This is a genomic window from Oribacterium sp. Sow4_G1_1, assembly GCF_052116105.1.
Lineage (GTDB): Bacteria > Bacillota > Clostridia > Lachnospirales > Lachnospiraceae > Oribacterium.
Genome location: NZ_JBQKLS010000014.1, coordinates 1 through 19,202, shown reverse-complemented (window position 1 = coordinate 19,202; position 19,202 = coordinate 1). Strand labels below are relative to the sequence as shown.

Below are 19,202 nucleotides of genomic sequence, written 5' to 3'. Positions count from 1 at the left end.
AGGGCCTAGTGCCGCTTAGGGGCTTCGGCTTAGAGCTTTCCGAGCGCGCAGTACTGTGCTTCTGTTGCCGGCCCTCCGGGGCACCTGTCCTAAGATGTAAAAAACGGAGGGACCTGCGTCCCTCCGCCCTGTATCCGTTTCGATTAAACCCGAAGATTCAGACCACCGATGTTTACATCTGCGCTCGCTGCCAGAATATTCTGGAAATCACCGGACAACTCCACATTTGGCGGTGTCGCGATGAAAATATAGTTCGAGATCTTCTGAAGATTTCCCTCCAGAGAATACGCTGCACCGGATGTGAAATCGATGATGCGCTGCGCGATCTCCATATGAAGGCCCTCCATATTGAGAACAACGGCCTTCCCCTGAAGCAGGTAATCACAGATCTCTCTGGAATCATCCATCGAGGTCGGCTTGATCATGGTGACCTCCATACCTCTATGTGTCGGCTGCGGCTGTGCCTGTGACTTTCTGGAGAAAAGTGTCGGCTTTAACGGGCGATCCTCTGCCCCGTCGTCGTCCATATCCTGCGACTTTGATCTCGTGAAGATGTTACCACCACGCTGTGACTCCTCATAATAATCGTCGTCATAATTATAATCGTCATCCAGATCGTAATCATCATCCTGATCGACGCGCATGGATTTCATGATATTACTGATAAAGCTCATTTACTTAACCCCCGTGTACACACAGTTTCCCTACTATTCATAAGGTCTATTTTATACAATTATCGTTCCTTGTCAATAAATACAACTCCGTGTTCTGACATGAAAACACAGAATAGTGAAATTTTACACCATTTTCACGGCTTGTAAAGTCTTAAATCACTGGTAAACGAGCTGTCCGTCCTTCACGAGTGACGCATTCAGTACGATATGATCATAGACCGAGATGCCGTAATCTGTATTCTCGGCGACGACGAGGTAATCCGTGTTCTGCTCGATCGGCACGATCTGTCGGAAGATGCAGTAGCCACGGTTGATGTTGTAGACACCCTGCAGGGACTTCACCGGTCCCACCGGATAGGTCATCGTCGAGTCGAGCTGACCGCTCGCCGCCGCTTCCGGTCGCACGAGGATGTTATTCGTTCGGATCGAACTCGTATTACTGTCATCTGGAATGCTGAGGTAGCAGTACTGATCATCGATACGGTAGATGTCCGTCGGTACGAACTCGACGGAAGCACCGGAACCATCCTGAGCCACGGCCTCACGATAGAAGCCGGTGCTGCCATCCGGCCCCGTCGTCTTAAACGCCTTCGGAACGATATAGAAATCCTTCTCCGTAACCGCGGTCACTGGAATCTTGAGTCCCTTCTGATCATTCGTCACGATATCGAACTGGATGAAACGCTCGTCACAGAACTGTTCCATCAGCTCTGTAAAATCGAGCTGACCATAGCTGTTTCCATCCTTGCCCGTAAAGACCTGAAGCGTCGCGTTCACCGTCAGATCCGATTCTGTAAAGTGAACCTTTACACTCTTCACATCCTGATACTTCGCCTTCCCTGCGTCATCGAGCTGGAACACGAGGCTCCACTTCTCACTGGTGATCAGCTTATACACCGGCTGACCGCTCTCTATCAGCGCACCCGGCTTCGTGATGTTCCGCTTATAGCCACTCATCGTGAAGAGATCCGCAGTTACTGCGTCTGCCGTCAGCGCCTCATCACCGTCGATGGTATACGAGACCACTCCGGCCTGATCTGCACTCACCCGCACATAGTTGATACCGAGCTTCTGCAGTACATCATCGAGGTCCTGCGCATTCGCTACGCTGGAGTACTCGAGTGCAGACGCATCGAGGGCGTACTTCGTGTTATACAGTGCAGAGAAATTGCTGTTTTTAAAGGACTGTGAAAACTGGGACAGACGATAGCGGATATCCGAGATCTGCTCACTCGTCATCTCCGTCGTAAGCTCCGGATGCTCCTTCAGATAGGACTGGAGTGCACCGGTCTCATCGATGGTATAGACATCACTGCCGACAGCCACTCTCCGGCCATCCTGGATATAGTAGTGCACATAGCCGGAGCTGGTTGCATTCACGGCCTGCTCCTGACGGATGGCGATGCCTGTATACTGCTGGTCACGGACGATGCTCCCCTTCTGAACCTCATAATATCGAATCTGGTCCCGGGAAACATAGGAGTATACACTAAAAACAATGTAGAGAAAGATAATCGCGAAGATTATCATCCCTACATTGAATTGAAATGGTCTTCTGTATTTAGCTGTAGATTTTACTTGCTGTTTAACGGCCATTGTGAACTGTGGATTAAAGCGCGATCGCTACATCCTTCTTAACGCTGTCAGGAAGCTCCTCGGCATCCATCGATACGCTCAGTACGAAGGTTACCTTGTACTTATCGCCGAGATCCTCTAAACGCTTGATGCAGTTTGTGATATCTGCGCCCTCAAGAGAAGAAAGCTTAAGGAAGCTGTCCAGGAACATGTACTCGAGGTCGTGATCCTGAGAAATAATACCGCTTACGAAGCCGATGAAAGCATCTTCGGAATCGATTGGGAACTCATTTACGTTAATAAGACGGATCTTATTACTGAGCTCATACATATGCTGTGCCGACTTATCAAGGAAATCCACGCTGCCGTTGGCTTCCTTTACTACTGAGTTTGCCTTATCAAGAAGCTGCTTGGTCTTACCTTTGCCTCTCTTGCCTACAATCAACTGTACCATAGTCAAGTACCTCCTAACTTTTGTAGGTTTAGTATATCTCATTCGGGGGTCTAATTCAAGGAGCAATCACAGAACATGGCTTCTAAAAATCCGAGCGCACACCCCGGAGAGCCGGCACCAGAAGCACAGTACTGCGCGCTCGGAAAGCTCTAAGTCGAAACCCATAAGCGGCACTAGGCCCTCTGCAATCACTGAGTTTTCTTTATGAAAACTCAGCGTTGCAGAGGGTTCCAGGGAGAGATACACCAAGTGCCGCTAATGGGTTGCGACTTGATCTTTCACGACCACTTCGTATGGCTTCTGGTGCCGGCTCTCCGGGGTGTAGCTCAGTGGATCTTCTCCAGTAGCATCGTCATATTTGCGTAGAGATCATCGCGGGTTTTCGCCTTCATGACGGTGCTGATGAACTCCTCGCCGGTGGCTTCTTTTTCCGTCGCCTGGGTGAGGCAGTAGCCGGCGGCCTTTGTGGTGCCGGTCTTTCCGCCGAGGACGCGGAGGCCGTCCGGTGTCTCGACTTCACCAAGCATGTACTTGTTCGAGACGGTCCACTCCTGCTTCTTCGGCATGCCGTTCGCGTCCTTGTACTCCGGATCGTAATGCACGCTTCCGACGATCTCACGGAAGGCGTCATACGCGAGGGCTGCATGCAACGTCAGGTAGATATCATACGGCGTCATATAGTGATTCTCGTCCGGCAGTCCGTTCACGTTTACGAAGTGACAGCCGGTGGCACCGATCTCCATTGCCGTTTCATTCATCATCTCCACGAAGGCGTCAACGGAGCCGGCCGTGGCCTCCGCGACAGCCACCGCGGCATCATTTCCGGACGGCAGCAGCATACCATAGAGAAGCTCCTCGATGGTGAGGGTCTCGCCCGGATGGATATAGGCCATGGAGGATCCGGAAACCGTGATTTTCGAGTTCTGCGTGACCGTGAACTCCTGCTGCAGGTCGTCGACATGCCGGAGGCACACGAGGGCCGTCATCACCTTCGTGATGGATGCCGGGTAGGTGCGGACATACGGATTCTTCGAGACGAGCACCTGTGGATCGTCGCCCTCGTTCGAGACGAGAAGGGCTGCCTCTGCTGTGAGGCCGTCTGCCCCGACCGCCTGCTTCGCATCTGGAAGCGCGAGTCCCTTCGAGAAGCCATCTGCGTGCTTCCCGGAGACGTCGCTGACGCTGACCGCATTCATGCGGGTGAGTCCCATGCGGATGTCATAGCTGTGCTCCAGCTTCTTTCGCCCGCAGCCGGCGAGCGGTATCATAAAAAGCAAGCATAAAAGAAACGGAAGGAGTCTTCGCTGGAAGCTCCCTCCGGATGGTTTCATGCTGCGATCGCGATTCTTTCGATTCTGTCTAAGCATGTATCTGTTTATCTCCTGTCGTAATCTTTGTTGCCCTGATCTCGCACCGAGCGGACCGTGAAACCGTACCGACGCGCTGCGCTTGCAGGCAGCGGTTTCAGCCGGGCCATGGTCAATGTCTACATCAGATGTTTCGCCACTCGAGATCGCCACGCTCCAGCGCCTTGATCAGAAGCTCGGCGGTCGCGAGGTTCGTCGCGATCGGGATATTGTAGCTGTCGCACAGACGAACGATGGAGTTGACCTCCGGCTCCTGTGCCTTCACATGTAACGGGTCACGCAGGAAAATCACCATATCGAGGTTTCCCTGCTCGATCTGTGATGCCAGCTGACGAGCGCCGCCCGTCTCTCCCGGAAGGAATTTATGTATACGAAGATTCGTGACCTCCTCGATGAGGAGTCCGGTGGTACCGGTCGCATAGAGCTCATGCTTGCTCAGGATGCCACGGTAGGCGATGCAGAAGTTCTGCATCAGCTTCTTCTTTGAATCATGTGCGATTAATCCGACATTCATTATTGAGACCTCTCTGACCTTACTTTTTCATTGTACAACATAGAAGCATGACGCCCTTCAAAAAGGAGCGTTGATTCACGCACGATTGCTTCTCTGCAATGCTACATTTAACACGATGCCCATACCGGCATAGACGGAAACCAGTGAACTTACGCCTCTCGAGAAAAAAGGAAGTGTGATGCCGGTATTCGGGAAGATTCCCGTGGTTACCGCAATGTGCGTATAGGTCTGAAAGCCGATCCATGCCATCATGCCGACACAGATCAGACGTCCACTGAGATTTCGAGCCTTCCTTGCTATTATAAGACATTCTACGATAATCAACAAGAATAATATGATAATTATCAGCGATCCACGGAAGCCGAGCTCCTCTCCCACGACTGCAAAAATGAAGTCATTATCCTCCTCCGCGAGGAAATTACCGTTTTTCACGGAAAAAATGGAGCTGTTGTAGAGCCCCTTGCCCGTCAGCTTTCCGGAGCCGATCGCCATCATGGAGTACATCTGCTGGTAGAAGGTCTGCGTGTTCTCCGACGGGTTCAGGAAGGTCAGGATACGCTGTGCCTGATAGCCACGCAGCAGCGGGATCTTATCATAGAGGCCCGACCGGAACAGATAGACGAAGATCAGGGCGAAGGGAACGATGGCGAGGACCACACCGAGGATCCACCGGAAGCTGATATCCGACGCAAAGACCATGGCCGCTACGATGATCGTGATGATGATACTCGTACTCAGGTTCGGCTGCAGAAGGATCAGCAGGATCGGGATCATAAACCACACGAAGGCCATCAGCACGATGTGCGGCAGATTGATCTGGTCCTTCGCCCGCTGAAAGTAGGCAGCGAAGAACACGATGAGTCCGATCTTCACGAACTCGGCCGGCTGGACCTGTCCGATGACCGGCAGCTGTATCCAGCGGACCGCATCGTGTCCGGCGGCGGTTCCGTAGATCAGAACACCCGCGAGGAGCAGGACGCAGAACAGGTAGATCAGATTCGCCTGCTGCACGATCCAGCGATAGTCCACGAGCGACAGGGCGATGCAGATCGCCAGCCCGGCGAAGGAACCCAGGATCTGACGCACGACCTGTACGTCCCGAAAGCTCTCGGCACCGACCGCGGAGCGCATGACGAGCACGCCGAAGATGTTCAGCACGATCATATAGAGGACGAGCCGGAAATCATAATGCTTAAAATTGTAATCAAACCTCATATGTCTACTCTTCTATGAATGACTGCCTGTGCTGCGCAGCGCCTGTTGCCTACACATGCGCACGCGCACACACGGAAAGGAAGGTGACGATGCTTAGTCGGAAACATTGACCGAGGAAACGTAGGACGCATCCCGTGAAAGGATGGCCTCGAGACTGTCCTTGCCATAGCAGTAATTGTATACGTTGTTTGCGAGACTCGCGGCGTTACCGGAGGAATATCCGTACAGGATGTTCACGGTGACGGCGATCTCCGGATTGTCATACGGCGCGTAGGAAACGAAAACCGCATGGTTACCACGGTCCTCACGCTCCTCTGCGGTACCGGTCTTACCGGCGATCGGGATATTCTGACCGCTGAAGACGTTCTTCGCGACACCATCCGTGATCATCTCACGAAGTCCGGTCTGCACCGCGTTCCAGGTTACCGTGCTGAACTCAAGCTGGTCCTTCACCTTCGGCTCGATCGTACGAAGCACGTTTCCGTCGGAGTCCGTCACCTTGTCGAGGATCGAGAGGTCGAAGACTGTGCCACGGTTTGCGACAGCGGTGATATAGCGGGCGAGCTGCACGTTATTGTATGCATGATTACCCTGACCTATCGCAGAACGCTCCGGATCGTAATCCGAGATGTGCGGCTTCGTCTCATCGATTTCGACGCCCGAGAGGGAATCGAGTCCGAAGGCAGCGGCGTACTTTGCGATCCGCTCGAGACCGAGAGTCTGGCTGTAGATGCCGTTCGGATCCGTCGCCAGTCGATGGCCGACCTCGGCGAAGAAGAAGTTGCAGGAGTTCTTGATACCATCGATGATATTCTCCTCCCCATGCTTCTCCGGGTAGATCCAGCAGCGGATGTTCGGTACGACGTCCTTGTAGATACCGGTACAGTCGATGATGGTCGAGAGGTCGATGACGCCCTCTTCCATCGCCGCGATCGAGGTGATCGGCTTGAAGGTCGAACCAGGTGCGAGCTGGGTCTGGGTTGCGTTGTTGAGAAGCGGCAGGGACAGGTCCTTGTTCACCTTCGCGAGGTAATCACTGTCCGTGATCCGGTTGTTGTCGAAGCCCGGATAGGTCACGAGGGCCCGGATCTTTCCAGTCTTCACATCCGTCACGACGACCGAGCCGTTGCACGGATCCAGCGCAAGCTGTGCCGGGGTCAATGCAATCTGCCGGACCTTCTTCACGAGGAAGGTGTAGGCATAGTGCGCGTCGCCGGTTGAAAGCTGCAGGTAGGCCTGTGCATCCTCCGGGAGAACGCCCTGCTCGAAGAGGGCCATCAGTAAGAGGTAGCCCTGAAGGGTGTTGTCCGCGATCGCGTACTTATAAAGGACCTTGTCAAAATCCGTATCGTCCCGGAGCCGCACCATCAGCTGCTCGACGAGCAGCTGGTAGATGTTCTCGGTATCATAGTAATCTTCGGAAAGCGACAGCTTCGAGGTATCGAGCCACGCCTCCTCGAGGCCGGCGATGATGAAGTCGTGGAGACTGATGGTGTCGTTTCGCCATGCCTGGTAGGCCTCCGAATCCTTAAACTTCTGATTCGAGCTCTGAATCATACCCGAGGCGTCACTCAGAAGATAGTCATAGATGTAGACGATGAAGGCCTGCATATCCTTCGGAAGCGCATTCAGTTCACTCGTACTCGGGTTCAGGAGCTCCTGCTCGATGCGCTGAAGCTTCTTTTCCTTATTGTCCGCGAAGATGTCCGCGATCTGGCGCTCGGCGCTGCCCGGCGCAGCCTCGGCGAAATGGGCGGAATCCAGCACGTTATTATTGATGAGCTGGAAGTAGGCGTCCTTCACCGGGATGGTGATCTGGGACTGCTTTACCTGCACGTTCTGCGGAGCATCCGATTCGACGATCTTCGATGCGAGTATGCCGGCCAGCTCCTGCTCGAGCAGGTGGTAGATCGCGATCTGGTCGTTCGCGGAGATGGTGGTATAGATATCATTGCCCGCCTTCGCCTCGGATTCCGAGACGACCTCGAGGACAGAGCCGACGGAGTTCAGGTACATCTCGCGGTAGCCCTTCTGTCCCTTCAGCTCGGACTCCATGCTCTTCTCGAGACCCCAGACGCCGACGGTGTCGTTCAGCTCGTAACCCTCATCGATCTTTCGGAGCTCTGCGAGCTGATCCTCCCGGACCTGGCCGGTATAGCCGACGATGTGGCTCAGGTACGGCGCATAGTTGTACTTTCGTACGGAAACATTTTCGATATCGACACCCTGCAGCTCGCCCTTCGCCTCGAGGATCTCCGCCATGCACTCCTTCGACACGTTCTTTACGATGGTCGTGGTCTGGTAGCGCTGGTAGGCGGTGAGACGCATGGTATAGAAGATGTTGATCATATCGAGGGCGGTCTCGTCATCGAGGACGATCGCCATGCCGTTTTCATCCTTGATGTTATCGAAGCGGTAACGACGCTTCGAGGTGTTGAAGGCCTCCTGTGCACTTACGTTAAAGTCCTTGGCGCTTAGGTCGGAGACATTGCGCCCGCGGATGTTCGCGATAAAGCGCTTCCGGTCATTTTCGGAGCTCGTCGTGAACTGAAACTCATGATTCTCATCGAGCCGGATTTTATACTGTCCGTCGACGGAATAGCCGTACTTCTCGATGATCTCCGTCAGGTGATACAGCATCAGATTCCGGCGGTTGATGCCCTGATCCGTCGTGTCGTAGGCACCGTTGTCGGCGATCGTGATGTTGTACTGAAGCTCGTTATACGCGAGGAGACGACCGTCGCGGTCATAGATATTGCCCCTCGTACCGACCGTGGTCACCTTCGTCAGGGTACGGTTCTGATAATCCGAGAGGTACTGGTCTCCGTTCACGATCTGCAGCTCGAACAGGCGTCCTGCGAGTACCGCAAATAAAAGCGTGAAAATCAGCCCCAGTGCAAAAAGACGGGAGCTGATGAAACGGATGATAAATTCTTTAACTGCGCTCAGTAATTCCTTGAACAATGAAGACTCCTCTAGCGTTCGATCCGCTCATGGGCGGAGAAGAAGAAACGATACAGTACCAGTGTGACGAGCAGTGAAAATACGATGGAGGGCAGTACGACGTGCAGTCCATAGTACAGAAGATTCAGCTTCAGTCGGATCAGGAAGCGGAACACATAGATGTAGATGTGGTAGATCATGAGATTGAATACGCACATGAACATCGGCAGGGTGATGTACTCTTCGTAGTAGAAGCGGCTGAAGAAGCCGTTGAGATAGCCGATCAGGACGAAGACCAGGCTGTAGAAGCCGAAGGGACCGGAGTAGAAAAGGTCCATCAGAAGGCCGGCCCCGAGTCCGTAGATCATGCCCGGCAGACTGCCGTGCAGGAAGCCGAAGGAGAAGGTCAGGATCAGCAGCAGGTTCGGGGAAGCGGCGAGAAACGGAATCAGCGGAAATACGCTGGTCTGAATCAGGAACGCAAGCCCCAGGGATGCGATATAAAAGAGGATACGAAGACGCTGCTTCGTCTTCCGCTTCAAAGGCTTACATTTCGGTAATTTTCGTTTCGTAACTGCGTTCATATCCTATCCGACCTCACCCTGCATTCTCGTCTGTGCTCTCGTCAGAGGCACTCGTCTCGCCGGTGATGTCGCTGAGCGGCGTCAGCCCTTCCATCCCGGACCACTGTGAAGACGCCTCCGTGGACGCGATGCTCTGTCCGTCTGCTGCAGTGGCACTCTCCTCGGCGGTTGCACTCTCCTCGGCTGCACCACTCTCCTCTGCGGCCGTTGTGTCCGTCAGGTTCTTCATCAGGACATCCTGTCCCTCATTCGTGTCGAGGAAGTGGTCGGACTTTACATCCTTCAGCACGAGGACCTCGGTGAGATCATCGAAATCAGCTGCCGGAATCAGATAGCCGGTCTTCATCAGCTTCTTCTCGTCATCCTGGATATCGACGGCATAGCCGATGAGGATCCCCGGCATGAACTTCGAGGAGATGTTGGAGGTGACGATGCGGTCACCGTCCTGGATCGTCGCGTCCTTCTGCATGTCGGTGATGCGGAGCCGTCCCTGCTGGTAGAGGGTCAGGTCGCCGGCGACGATGCAGGTGCTGCTCGACTGCAGGCACATCGCAGAAACGCGGGACTCGTCGTCGATGATGGAACGGACGGTCGCGTAATTCAGGCCGACGTCGGTCACGATGCCGACGAGTCCACCGTTCGCCATGACGTTCTGATCGACGCGGATGCCGTCCTGGGAGCCCTTATCGATACGAAAGACCTGGAACCAGTTCTCGGAATCCTTTGCGATGACGCGGGCGGCTACCTTCTCATACTGAAGGTAATCCTGATCCAGGGCATAAAGATCACGGAGGCGACTCAGCTCGCCCTCGTTCTGGGCGAGCCGGTTGTTCTCCTCCGTGAGCAGGTCGATCTGTTCATTTAAGCGCTTGTTCTCCTCCTGTACGGCCTTCAGGCTGCGATGGTCCTCGAGCTCCTCATAGAGCCCGTAGCCCACGCGGTTCACGCCGGTCTGGAGCGGCACCAGCACATAGCCGATGGTGTTTCGGATCGGGTTCATGAGACCGTCCTTTACGCTCGAAAGGACGATCATCATGACGCATAGTACCGTAAGAACAATAAAGATATATTTACTCTTCCTGTTTTCCACTGATTAATTCCTGTTCTCTGAAGCTGATATAGCGATGGTCGCCGATGATGACATGATCGATGAGGCGTATCCCGACGAGCTGTGCGGCCTGCTCCAGCTCACGCGTGAACTTGATATCCTCCTCCGACGGTGCCGGATCTCCGCTCGGGTGATTGTGCACCATGATGAAGCAGGCGGCATGAATGCCGAGCGCTTCGATGAAGATCTCCCGTGATGAAATCGCAGAGCGACAGCAGGTGCCGGTCGAAAGGAGCTTATCCTTCAGAAGCTGCATCTGGTAGTCGAGGTAGAGGATGCGGACGACCTCATGATCGAGATACCGGAGATCCTCCATATAGTACTCTGCCACCAGCTCAGGGCGTGAAAACACGGTATGCTTCACTCTCTTCGCCCGCTGCCAGATGCGGTGCGCGATTTCACCGACGACGCTGAGCTGAACGGCCTTCACATAGCCGATCCCCTCCACCTGCCGGTACTCCTCCGGCGTAAAGTGCATCATCCCGACGAGTCCGTCAAATTCCGGATTCATGGACAGCACCTTTTCTGCCACCTCCAGCACTGTGTGATTCTTCGTGCCGGTGCGCAGCAGGATCGCGAGGAGCTCCGCGTCGGTGAGGCTCTCCGCCCCCAGCGTCATGCACTTCTCGTACGGCATCTCCTCAGGTTTCAGATTATTCCATTTATTACACATATTTACTCCTTGTCCCAGGGAAGAACATGGAGCCCACGATGCCTTATTCTAACATAAAGCGGCAAAACCGTAAACGCCTAAGAGTTTACGGTTTTGTGATGATTCTGTGTCTTGTTTTTTAATATTTAAATCGTGATGAGGCCCTTTTCCAGCATCTTCTGTACGGACATCATGATGCCGAGCTTTCCGTGGTACCAGGTGAGGCCGCCCTGGAAGTAGACGTTGTATGGTGCGCGGATCGGGCCGTCGGCAGAGAGCTCGATGGAGCTGCCCTGAACGAAGGCACCGGCTGCCATGATGACCTTGCTGTCGTAGCCCGGCATATCGTCCGGATACGGAGTGACGAAGCTGTCGATCGGTGCGGCTGCCTGGATGCCCTGGCAGAACGCAACCATGGCCTCCTCGGAGCCGAGGGTGATGGCCTGGATGATGTCGTAGCGGGTGGTGTCTGCACTCGGGTGGCACTGGAAGCCTAAGCGCTCATATACCTTTGCAGCGAAGATGGCGGTTTTCTCAGCATTGGCCGTGATGACCGGGGACATGAAGAGGCCCTGGTAGAACAGCTTGTTGTTATCGAGGGAAGCACCGACCTCCTTACCGAGGCCCGGGGTCGTGAGGCGTACGGCTGCACGCTCCACGCAGTCCTTCGTGCCGGCGATGTAGCCGCCGAGTGGCGCGAGTCCGCCGCCCGGGTTCTTGATGAGGGAGCCCACGACCATGTCGGCTCCGTACAGGGACGGCTCCTCACGGCGGGTGAACTCACCGTAGCAGTTATCGACCATGCAGATCACGTCCGGCTTGATGGACTTCACGAAGGCGATGAGCTCGCCGATGCGCTCCGGAGAGAAGGTATCCCGGCTTGCGTAGCCCTTCGAGCGCTGGATCTCGACGAGATGCGTACGCTCGTTGATGGCGGCACGGATGCCGTCGTAGTCGAAGCCGCCGTCCGGCAGCAGGTCGACCTGACGGTACGTGATGCCGTACTCGGCGAGGCTGCCGATCGACGGACGGATGCCGATGATCTCCTCGAGGGTGTCATACGGGCCGCCGGCCGGACAGAGGATCTCGTCCCCCGGACGGGTGTTGCCGGCGAGGGCGATGCCGAGGGCGTGTGTGCCGGAGGTGATCTGTGAGCGGACGAGTGCATCCTCGGTGCCGAAGACATTGGCATACACCTGCTCGAGGGTATCTCGACCGATATCGTCGTAGCCGTAGCCGGTGGTGCCATAGAGATGCGCCTCGGATACGTGCGCGTCCTGGAAGGCCTTCACGACCTTCAGCTGATTGTACTCGGCGATGCTGTCGATCTCTGCGAAGCGGTCGCGGAGGTCGGCGAGGGCCTCCTCACAGAGTGTATATACTTCTTCCTTTATGCCCAGTGCACGGAACATGTCTCGATTATCCATTCTACTATCTTTTCCTTCTTATATTCAAAATTCTGGAGCTCGATCCAGTGGACGTCGCGTTCGCGGCGAAACCAGGTGAGCTGGCGCTTCGCATAATTCCGCGAGTTCTGCTGAATCTTAGCGACAGCCTGAGCCATTATAACACGATTCTCCGGGGTTTCAAGCGGAAGGGCCCGGAGTTCCGCCTCGGAAACCACGGATTTCGAGGCTTCTTCGACGGAAATCCCCTTCTGATACGCGAGGATCGTGTCGAGCGCCGCGAGGACCTCGCGGTAGCCGATCCCCTTCATCGAGGTGCGCTCCGGCGGCAGGTTCCGGGCACGGAGCCGGATGCACTCGTCGAGGAGACCGTCCGACAGCATCCCCTCGACGCGCTGGTTGATGCGCGCGTAGAGCTTCTCCCGTTCGTCGTTCAGGACGAAGAAGACACTGTCGTAGATGGCGGTCTTCGCCCTCTCCTCTTCGTTATGGGCAGAGATCGGGGTGCCGTGGAGCTCGTAGAAGCTGAGGGCACGGATCACGCGGCGGATATTGTGGGCGTGGATCTTTTCGGTCGATGCCGGGTCGACCTCACGGAGGCGCTCGTAGAGCTGCTCTGCTCCGCCCGGCTGGTCGGCGATCGCCTGGAGGCGGGCCGATACTTCCTGATGCTTCGTAGCATCCTCTTCCGTGAAGTCGATGCCATAGAGAAGCGCCTGGATATAGAAGCCGGTGCCGCCGACGAGGATCGGGATATGGCCGCGCCGGTAGATGCCGTCGATCGCTTCCGACGCCATCTGCTGGAAGGCCTGCACGTCATAATCGGTGTCGACGTCGATGACGTCGATGAGGTGGTGCGGAACACCCTCCATCTCCTGCTTCGTCACCTTCGCAGAGCCGATGTCGAGGCCTCGGTAGACCTGAACGGAGTCCGCCGAGACGATCTCACCGTCGAGCGCTTTCCCGAGCGCCACCGAGGTGCTCGTCTTCCCTACGGCGGTCGGGCCGGCGAGGATGATGAGCGGTCTCTTCGCAATGTTGATATTCATAGCCTGCTTCCTTTCGGTGGCCGGAGGGCTTCCTGCGGCCCACCTTACATGAATGTCTGGTATTCAGACAATTCTTTTAAACTTCTTCTCGAGCTCTGTCTTCGACATGGAGATGATCGTCGGGCGGCCGTGCGGGCAGGCGTACGGGTTCTCGAGGGTCAGGAGCTCGCCGATGAGGGCGTCGGCTTCCATGAGGCTCAGTTTATTGTTGCCCTTGACGGCGGCCTTGCAGGACATCGAGGCGATTTTGTCGTAGATGGTATCCGGGGTCGTCATGCCGGCTTCGTCCGTGAGCTCGTCGAGGATCTCGAGGAGGAGTTCCTTCTTGCTGAGCTCCGGAAGGTCGGTCGGGATGGCGGAGATGCTGTAGTCACGATCCCCGAGGCTGGAAATCACATAGCCGAGCTGCTCAAAGTAGCTCATGTGCTCCTCGAGGACACGGGTTTCGTCGGCGGTCAGGGTCAGAAGAATCGGTGGATTCAGGTACTGGCTGGCCGGCTTCTTCTCGCGGAGGCGCTTCATCATGCGCTCGAAGTTCACCTTCTCGTGGGCGGCGTGCTGGTCGATGATGTAGAGCTTATCACCGTACTCGACGAGCCAGTAGGTCTCGAAGACCTGCCCGATGATGCGATGCGCGGTGCGCGCCTGTTCACTGAGGAAGCGCTCCGAAAACAGGGTTTCCTGCTCCGGCTTCTGTGACGCAGGTGCGGGTGCAGCGGTCTCCGGCGACGTAGATGGCGCTGGTGCTTCTGCGGTGGTCTCCGATAACGCGGATAATGCAACGTCGGCAGAGGTACTCTTCTCTTCCGAAGAGGCAGAAATCGCAGATGCATCGGTCGCATCCTTCACATCGTGCGCCACCGAAACAGCGCTCGTTCCAGCGGCTGCCTGAATGTCCTTCGTAACTGAAACATCATCTGTTGAAAGACGTTCAGCAACAGTAGCTTTCTGTTCTCGTGCGGCAGTCATGGTATCAGACGGTGTGGTCACGGCACACGGCATCTCCGCTTCGCTTCTGCGCTCATGGAGTCCGTCAGAGCTTCCGCTGCTGCCGTTGCGTGGCTGTCCCTGGAGGTAGATGTCCTCCTTCGGGGCGGCGTCCGGGTGCAGCTGCGGGCGGAGGGCTTCCGCGAAGACTTCACGAGTCGCCTCCACGCGCTTCTTTTCGAACGGCTCGACATGTGGCATGACCGGGGGTTTCGGCACGGCACTTCCGCTGCCAGTCGAAGTGGCGGCGTGTGCGCCTCTGCCGTCGGCAGCATTGTCCAGATCCGTGTTTACGATCAGCTCCGTCTGGCGGAGGGCGTTCTGCACGGCGTCGAGGACGGAGTTATAGATGAGCATGCCGTCGGAGAAGCGCACCTCGAGCTTCTGCGGGTGGACGTTCACATCGACGATCTCCGGATTCACGTCGATCATCAGCACGACAAACGGGAACTTGTGCTGCATGAGGAAAGCGCGGTAGCCGTCCTCGATCGCCTTCATGATCATCGGGTTCTTCACGAAGCGCTCGTTCACGAAATAGAGCTCGAAGTTGCGGTTCGCGCGGGTGATCACAGGCTTTCCGATGAAGCCGCGGACGGTGACCGCCGGGAGTCCGGTGAGGGCCGAGCGCTGGTAGGCGCGGTTCACGGTGATGAGCTGGTTCGTGACGTCGCGGCCGTAGATCGAGTAGACCACGTCCAGGAGGGAGCCGTTGCCGAGCGTCGCGAGGAGCTGGCGGCCGTCCTGCAGGTAGCGGAAAGCGACCTCCGGGTGGGCCAATGCTTCTTTCTCCAGGATATCCTGGATCCGGGCCGCTTCGGCCTGCGGACTTTTCAGGAATTTACGGCGCGCCGGGACGTTTTTAAAGAGATCCCGCACGATGAAGGTCGTGCCGTCGGGTGCGCCGATCTGGGCGAAATCCTTCTCGACACCGCCTTCGATCTGGTAATGCACAGCCATGAGGGCACCCGGGGTCTTCGTGATCAGCTCGACGCGGGCGACACTGGCGATGGAGGCGAGGGCCTCACCGCGGAAGCCGAGTGTCTGGATACTGAGGAGGTCGCGGGCATCGCGGATCTTCGAGGTGGCATGGCGGACGAAGGCATTACGCACATCCTCCTCTGCGATGCCGCCGCCGTTATCCGTCACACGGATCATGGAGATGCCGCCGTCGTGGATCTCGACCGAGACCGCGGTGCTGCCAGCATCGATGGCGTTCTCGAGGAGCTCCTTCACGACACTGAGCGGCCGCTCGATCACCTCGCCAGCCGCAATCTGATTGATGGTCTCATCACTTAAAATGTTGATTTTCATGTGTCAATCCTCGATTCATAGAGTCGGAGTCCTGATGGCTCCCGGAAGTCACCGGGGTCAGACCCCCTTGTGGATAGATTCAAGGGGGCATAAACGATAGAAGTGGGTCTGACCCCTTGGCCTCCCGATAGTTTACGGTCGGAGCTGCATTAACTCCCGGAAGTTACTGGGGTCAGACCCCCGAATGGCTGAATTTACGGGACTCAGGCCGTAAAGCGTGGGTCTGACCCCTTGGCCTCGCGGACATGTTATGACAGCTGGAAGCGGTCCTTCAGTTCGTAGAGGGTGTTCATGGCGTCGAGCGGGGTCATGTGGTTGATGTCGATGCTGCGGAGGTAGTCGAGGGCGTCGCGGATCGATGCCGGGAGTGCCGGTTCGGTACCTGCCGCACCAGCTGGTGTCGTTGCACCTGCCGGGGCTGTGCCGTCGGCTGTGGAGCCAGCTGCTCCGCGCGTAGCCTCGGGCATCCGCTCTGCGACCATGCCGTTCGGCGCATCCCCTGCGCCGAACAGGAGGTCGCTGTCCGCGCCGGCGCCGCTCTCCTCGAGCGCGAGGCTTTCCTGACGGAAGCCTGGCTCGCAGTCGAGCTCGCGCGCCTTCGCGAGGATATCCGCGTCGCTGAGCTCCGCGGCGATCTCCTTCGCCCGCTCGATGACCGGGCGCGGCACGCCGGCGAGGCTCGCCACGTCGATGCCGTACGACTGGTCGGCGCCCCCAGGGATGATCTTCCGGAGGAACACGATATCCTGATCGTGGTTGGTGACCGCGATACAGTAGTTGTTGACGCCGTCCAGCCGTCCCTCGAGCTCGGTGAGCTCGTGATAATGCGTGGCGAAGAGAGTCTTCGCCCGAACGACCTTCGCGATGTACTCGACCACGGCCCAGGCGATGCTGAGGCCGTCGAAGGTCGAGGTACCGCGACCGATCTCATCGAGGATCAACAGCGACTTCGTCGTCGCATTCCGAAGGATATTCGCCACCTCGTTCATCTCCACCATGAAGGTCGACTGACCGGACGCGAGGTCGTCGCTCGCGCCGACCCGCGTGAAGATACGATCGCAGATCGAGATATCCGCATGGCTCGCCGGCACGAAGGAGCCGATGCTCGCCATCAGCACGATCAGCGCCACCTGCCGCATGTAGGTCGATTTACCGGCCATGTTCGGTCCGGTGATGATGGCGATCCGGTCCTTCGCATCGTCGAGGCGGGTATCATTGGTCACAAACATCCCATCCTGGAGCAGCTTCTCGATGACCGGATGACGCCCATCCCGGATCTCGATACGGCCCGCCTCGTTGATCTCCGGACGACAGTAGTTGTTGCTCGTCGCGACCTTCGACAGCGAGATCAGACAGTCGAGCAGCGCCACATAGTGCGAGGTCTTCTGCACGCGCTGCACATTCTCCGCGATGGTATCCCGCACATCGCAGAAAAGCTCGTACTCGAGCTGGTGCAGCTTCTCCTCCGCACCGAGGATCTCATTCTGAAGCTTCTCAAGCTCCTCCGTCGTGTAGCGCTCCGCACCCGTCAGGGTCTGCTTCCGGATATAGTCTGCCGGCACGAGGTCCTTGAAGCTGTTCGTCACCTCGATACAGTAGCCGAAGATACGGTTAAACTTCACCTTCAGGGTCTTGATTCCCGTGCGCTCCCGCTCCCGCTGCTCGAGCTCCGCGAGCCACTGCTTACCGTTCAGCTTCGACTGCATGTAGCGGTCCGCCTCCGCGTGGTAGCCCTCCCGGATGATGCCGCCATCGCGACTCGATACCGGCGGATCCTCCACGATCGCCTGGTCGATGCGCTGGTAGAGCTCCTGCATCTCGTCGATGCCCTCATAGATCTCCTTCATAAGCGGTGACTGGAAGAGCCCAAGCTCCTGCCGGATGTCCGGCAGCATGCGAAGCGACTGCTTGAAGGCGATGAGATCCCGCGGATTTGCCGTCTTATAGCAGATCTTTCCGAGCAGACGTTCGAAATCGTAGACGGTGTTCAGGTACTCGGACATCTCCTCCCGGTCGATATAGTGCCCGCAGAGCTCCTCGATCGCGTCCTGCCGCGCGAGGATCTGCGCCCGGTCGATGAGCGGCTGCTCGAGGAAACGACGGAGCATACGTGCGCCCATCGCCGTCCGGGTCTTGTCGAGAACCCAGAGCAGCGTGCCACGCTTTTTCTTCTCCCGCATCGTCTCGATCAGCTCGAGATTCCGCTGGGTCGCCGTGTCGATGATCATGTACTGGCTGCTTGCGTAGTAGCGGATGTTCGAGATATGCGCGACGCTGTTCTTCTGCGTCTCATAGACATAGTGCAGTGCCGCCGCCGCACTCAGGCGCGATAGATCCCGGTCCGCGAGGCCGATTCCCTGAATGCTCGCATGGAAGTGCTCCTCGAGCAGCTTCGTCGCCGCCTCATCCTTATACACCCCATCCTCGAGCTCCGTGATGATCAGATTGAAGCGCTCCTTGATGAAATCCGTATCCGCGCCCGAGATCATAAACGCCTGATTACACACGATCTCCGCTGGCTGGAAGCGGCTCAGCTCATCGAGCACCTCCTTCACCGTGCCGCAGGTCGTCGTCAGAAACTCGCCGGTCGACACATCGACGCTGCTCACGCCGAAGCCCGACGCATCGTAGAAGATGCTCATGAGGAAGTTGTTCTTCGTCTCATCGAGCCCCTGCTCGGCGGTCAATGTTCCCGGTGTCACCACGCGGATGACCCCTCGCTTCACGAGTCCCTTCGCAAGCTTCGGATCCTCGAGCTGTTCCGCGATGGCCACCTTATAGCCCGCACCCACGAGACGCGTCACATAGCTGTCCGCCGCATGAAACGGGATGCCGCACATCGGTGCCCGCTCCGCCTGTCCGCAGTCCTTCCCGGTCAGCACCAGATCCAGCACCGACGACGCGGTCTTCGCATCCTCATAGAACATCTCGTAGAAATCGCCGATCCGATAAAAGAGGATGCAGTCCGGATACTGCTTCTTGGTTTCGAGGTACTCCGCCATCATCGGCGACAACTTTTTCTCAGCCATCTGTTTCCTTTCGCTGCCTGCGCCCCGCAGGCCCTTCTGTCTTCCATTCCGCCCACTGCCGGGGCCAATGCACACATCTGCCTTCCGCCCGTCACTGTTGAAACGTCGTTAAGTCAAGACGTAGCTCGGCGGACAGCAGCCGGAAGCCATACGTAGAGACCGTGTGAAATCAAGTCAGGTCCCCTTAGCGGCACTTGGTATATATCCATGCGCCTTTGGCGCGTGGATGCCCCCGGGCGGCGAGGCCGTTTTGCCACCTTGGTGGCAAAATCAAGCGACGATGCCCGCGCCGTAGGCGCATCTAATGGCATCGTCTCCTTGCGTCATTTTCCTT

At 56.8% G+C, this 19,202-nt stretch carries 13 protein-coding genes and 1 pseudogene; all 14 read right to left on the bottom strand.

The features are described from left to right. Nucleotides 1-143: 143 nt before the first annotated feature. Entirely contained in the window at nt 144-674 is a 531-nt protein-coding gene (locus ACTQ52_RS09410; RefSeq protein ID WP_441227026.1) for a cell division protein SepF, read from the bottom strand. Nucleotides 675-830: 156 nt separating this feature from the next. Next, nucleotides 831-2,270 (bottom strand): HlyD family efflux transporter periplasmic adaptor subunit, encoded by a 1,440-nt coding sequence (locus ACTQ52_RS09405; RefSeq protein ID WP_441982467.1) that lies wholly within the window; start codon nt 2,268-2,270, stop codon nt 831-833. 13 nt (nt 2,271-2,283) lie between these two features. Next, nucleotides 2,284-2,703: a twitching motility protein PilT gene (locus tag ACTQ52_RS09400; RefSeq protein WP_410043601.1), complete on the bottom strand. Its 420-nt coding sequence runs from the start codon at nt 2,701-2,703 to the stop codon at nt 2,284-2,286. Between the two features lie 326 nt (nt 2,704-3,029). Beyond that, complete coding sequence (locus tag ACTQ52_RS09395) at nt 3,030-4,070, bottom strand: D-alanyl-D-alanine carboxypeptidase family protein (RefSeq protein ID WP_441227023.1); 1,041 nt, start codon at nt 4,068-4,070, stop codon at nt 3,030-3,032. Nucleotides 4,071-4,194: 124 nt separating this feature from the next. Further along, on the bottom strand, nt 4,195-4,584 hold the full coding sequence (locus tag ACTQ52_RS09390; RefSeq protein ID WP_410043602.1) for a methylglyoxal synthase: 390 nt from the start codon (nt 4,582-4,584) through the stop codon (nt 4,195-4,197). Between the two features lie 75 nt (nt 4,585-4,659). Further along, entirely contained in the window at nt 4,660-5,799 is a 1,140-nt protein-coding gene (locus ACTQ52_RS09385) for an FtsW/RodA/SpoVE family cell cycle protein (protein ID WP_410043603.1), read from the bottom strand. 93 nt (nt 5,800-5,892) lie between these two features. Continuing rightward, nucleotides 5,893-8,763 carry a penicillin-binding transpeptidase domain-containing protein gene (locus ACTQ52_RS09380; protein WP_441982466.1) on the bottom strand — a complete coding sequence of 957 codons (2,871 nt, stop codon included), beginning with the start codon at nt 8,761-8,763 and terminating at the stop codon, nt 5,893-5,895. A gap of 11 nt (nt 8,764-8,774) precedes the next feature. Further along, entirely contained in the window at nt 8,775-9,326 is a 552-nt protein-coding gene (mreD, locus tag ACTQ52_RS09375; RefSeq protein ID WP_441982465.1) for a rod shape-determining protein MreD, read from the bottom strand. 271 nt (nt 9,327-9,597) lie between these two features. Continuing rightward, nucleotides 9,598-10,416: pseudogene (gene mreC, locus ACTQ52_RS09370) on the bottom strand (rod shape-determining protein MreC); the annotation flags it as partial. Next, the gene (gene radC / locus ACTQ52_RS09365) at nt 10,397-11,107 is read right to left on the bottom strand and encodes a RadC family protein (protein WP_441227021.1); all 711 of its coding nucleotides are present in this window, start codon (nt 11,105-11,107) and stop codon (nt 10,397-10,399) included. The pseudogene mreC and the gene radC, both read right to left, overlap by 20 nt. A 125-nt stretch (nt 11,108-11,232) precedes the next feature. After that, the gene (locus ACTQ52_RS09360; protein WP_441227020.1) at nt 11,233-12,513 is read right to left on the bottom strand and encodes an aminotransferase class I/II-fold pyridoxal phosphate-dependent enzyme; all 1,281 of its coding nucleotides are present in this window, start codon (nt 12,511-12,513) and stop codon (nt 11,233-11,235) included. Next, nucleotides 12,477-13,541, bottom strand: coding sequence for a tRNA (adenosine(37)-N6)-dimethylallyltransferase MiaA (gene miaA, locus ACTQ52_RS09355; protein ID WP_441982464.1), 1,065 nt, complete (start codon nt 13,539-13,541; stop codon nt 12,477-12,479). The genes ACTQ52_RS09360 and miaA overlap by 37 nt, the downstream gene beginning before the upstream one ends. A 63-nt stretch (nt 13,542-13,604) precedes the next feature. Beyond that, a complete protein-coding gene (mutL, locus tag ACTQ52_RS09350; RefSeq protein ID WP_441982463.1) occupies nt 13,605-15,839 on the bottom strand; it encodes a DNA mismatch repair endonuclease MutL in 2,235 nt (744 codons plus the stop codon). A 248-nt stretch (nt 15,840-16,087) separates the two neighbouring features. Next, a complete protein-coding gene (gene mutS, locus ACTQ52_RS09345) occupies nt 16,088-18,868 on the bottom strand; it encodes a DNA mismatch repair protein MutS (RefSeq protein WP_441982462.1) in 2,781 nt (926 codons plus the stop codon). Between the last annotated feature and the right edge of the window lie 334 nt (nt 18,869-19,202).

Coding starts and splice junctions, on each gene's coding strand:
- ACTQ52_RS09395 (WP_441227023.1), bottom strand. CDS start 4,070: ATGCTTAGACAGAATCGAAAGAATCGCGATCGCAGCATGAAACCATCC.
- mutS (WP_441982462.1), bottom strand. CDS start 18,868: ATGGCTGAGAAAAAGTTGTCGCCGATGATGGCGGAGTACCTCGAAACC.
- ACTQ52_RS09390 (WP_410043602.1), bottom strand. CDS start 4,584: ATGAATGTCGGATTAATCGCACATGATTCAAAGAAGAAGCTGATGCAG.
- ACTQ52_RS09360 (WP_441227020.1), bottom strand. CDS start 12,513: ATGGATAATCGAGACATGTTCCGTGCACTGGGCATAAAGGAAGAAGTA.
- radC (WP_441227021.1), bottom strand. CDS start 11,107: ATGTGTAATAAATGGAATAATCTGAAACCTGAGGAGATGCCGTACGAG.
- ACTQ52_RS09405 (WP_441982467.1), bottom strand. CDS start 2,270: ATGGCCGTTAAACAGCAAGTAAAATCTACAGCTAAATACAGAAGACCA.
- ACTQ52_RS09385 (WP_410043603.1), bottom strand. CDS start 5,799: ATGAGGTTTGATTACAATTTTAAGCATTATGATTTCCGGCTCGTCCTC.
- ACTQ52_RS09410 (WP_441227026.1), bottom strand. CDS start 674: ATGAGCTTTATCAGTAATATCATGAAATCCATGCGCGTCGATCAGGAT.
- miaA (WP_441982464.1), bottom strand. CDS start 13,541: ATGAATATCAACATTGCGAAGAGACCGCTCATCATCCTCGCCGGCCCG.
- mutL (WP_441982463.1), bottom strand. CDS start 15,839: ATGAAAATCAACATTTTAAGTGATGAGACCATCAATCAGATTGCGGCT.
- mreD (WP_441982465.1), bottom strand. CDS start 9,326: ATGAACGCAGTTACGAAACGAAAATTACCGAAATGTAAGCCTTTGAAG.
- ACTQ52_RS09400 (WP_410043601.1), bottom strand. CDS start 2,703: ATGGTACAGTTGATTGTAGGCAAGAGAGGCAAAGGTAAGACCAAGCAG.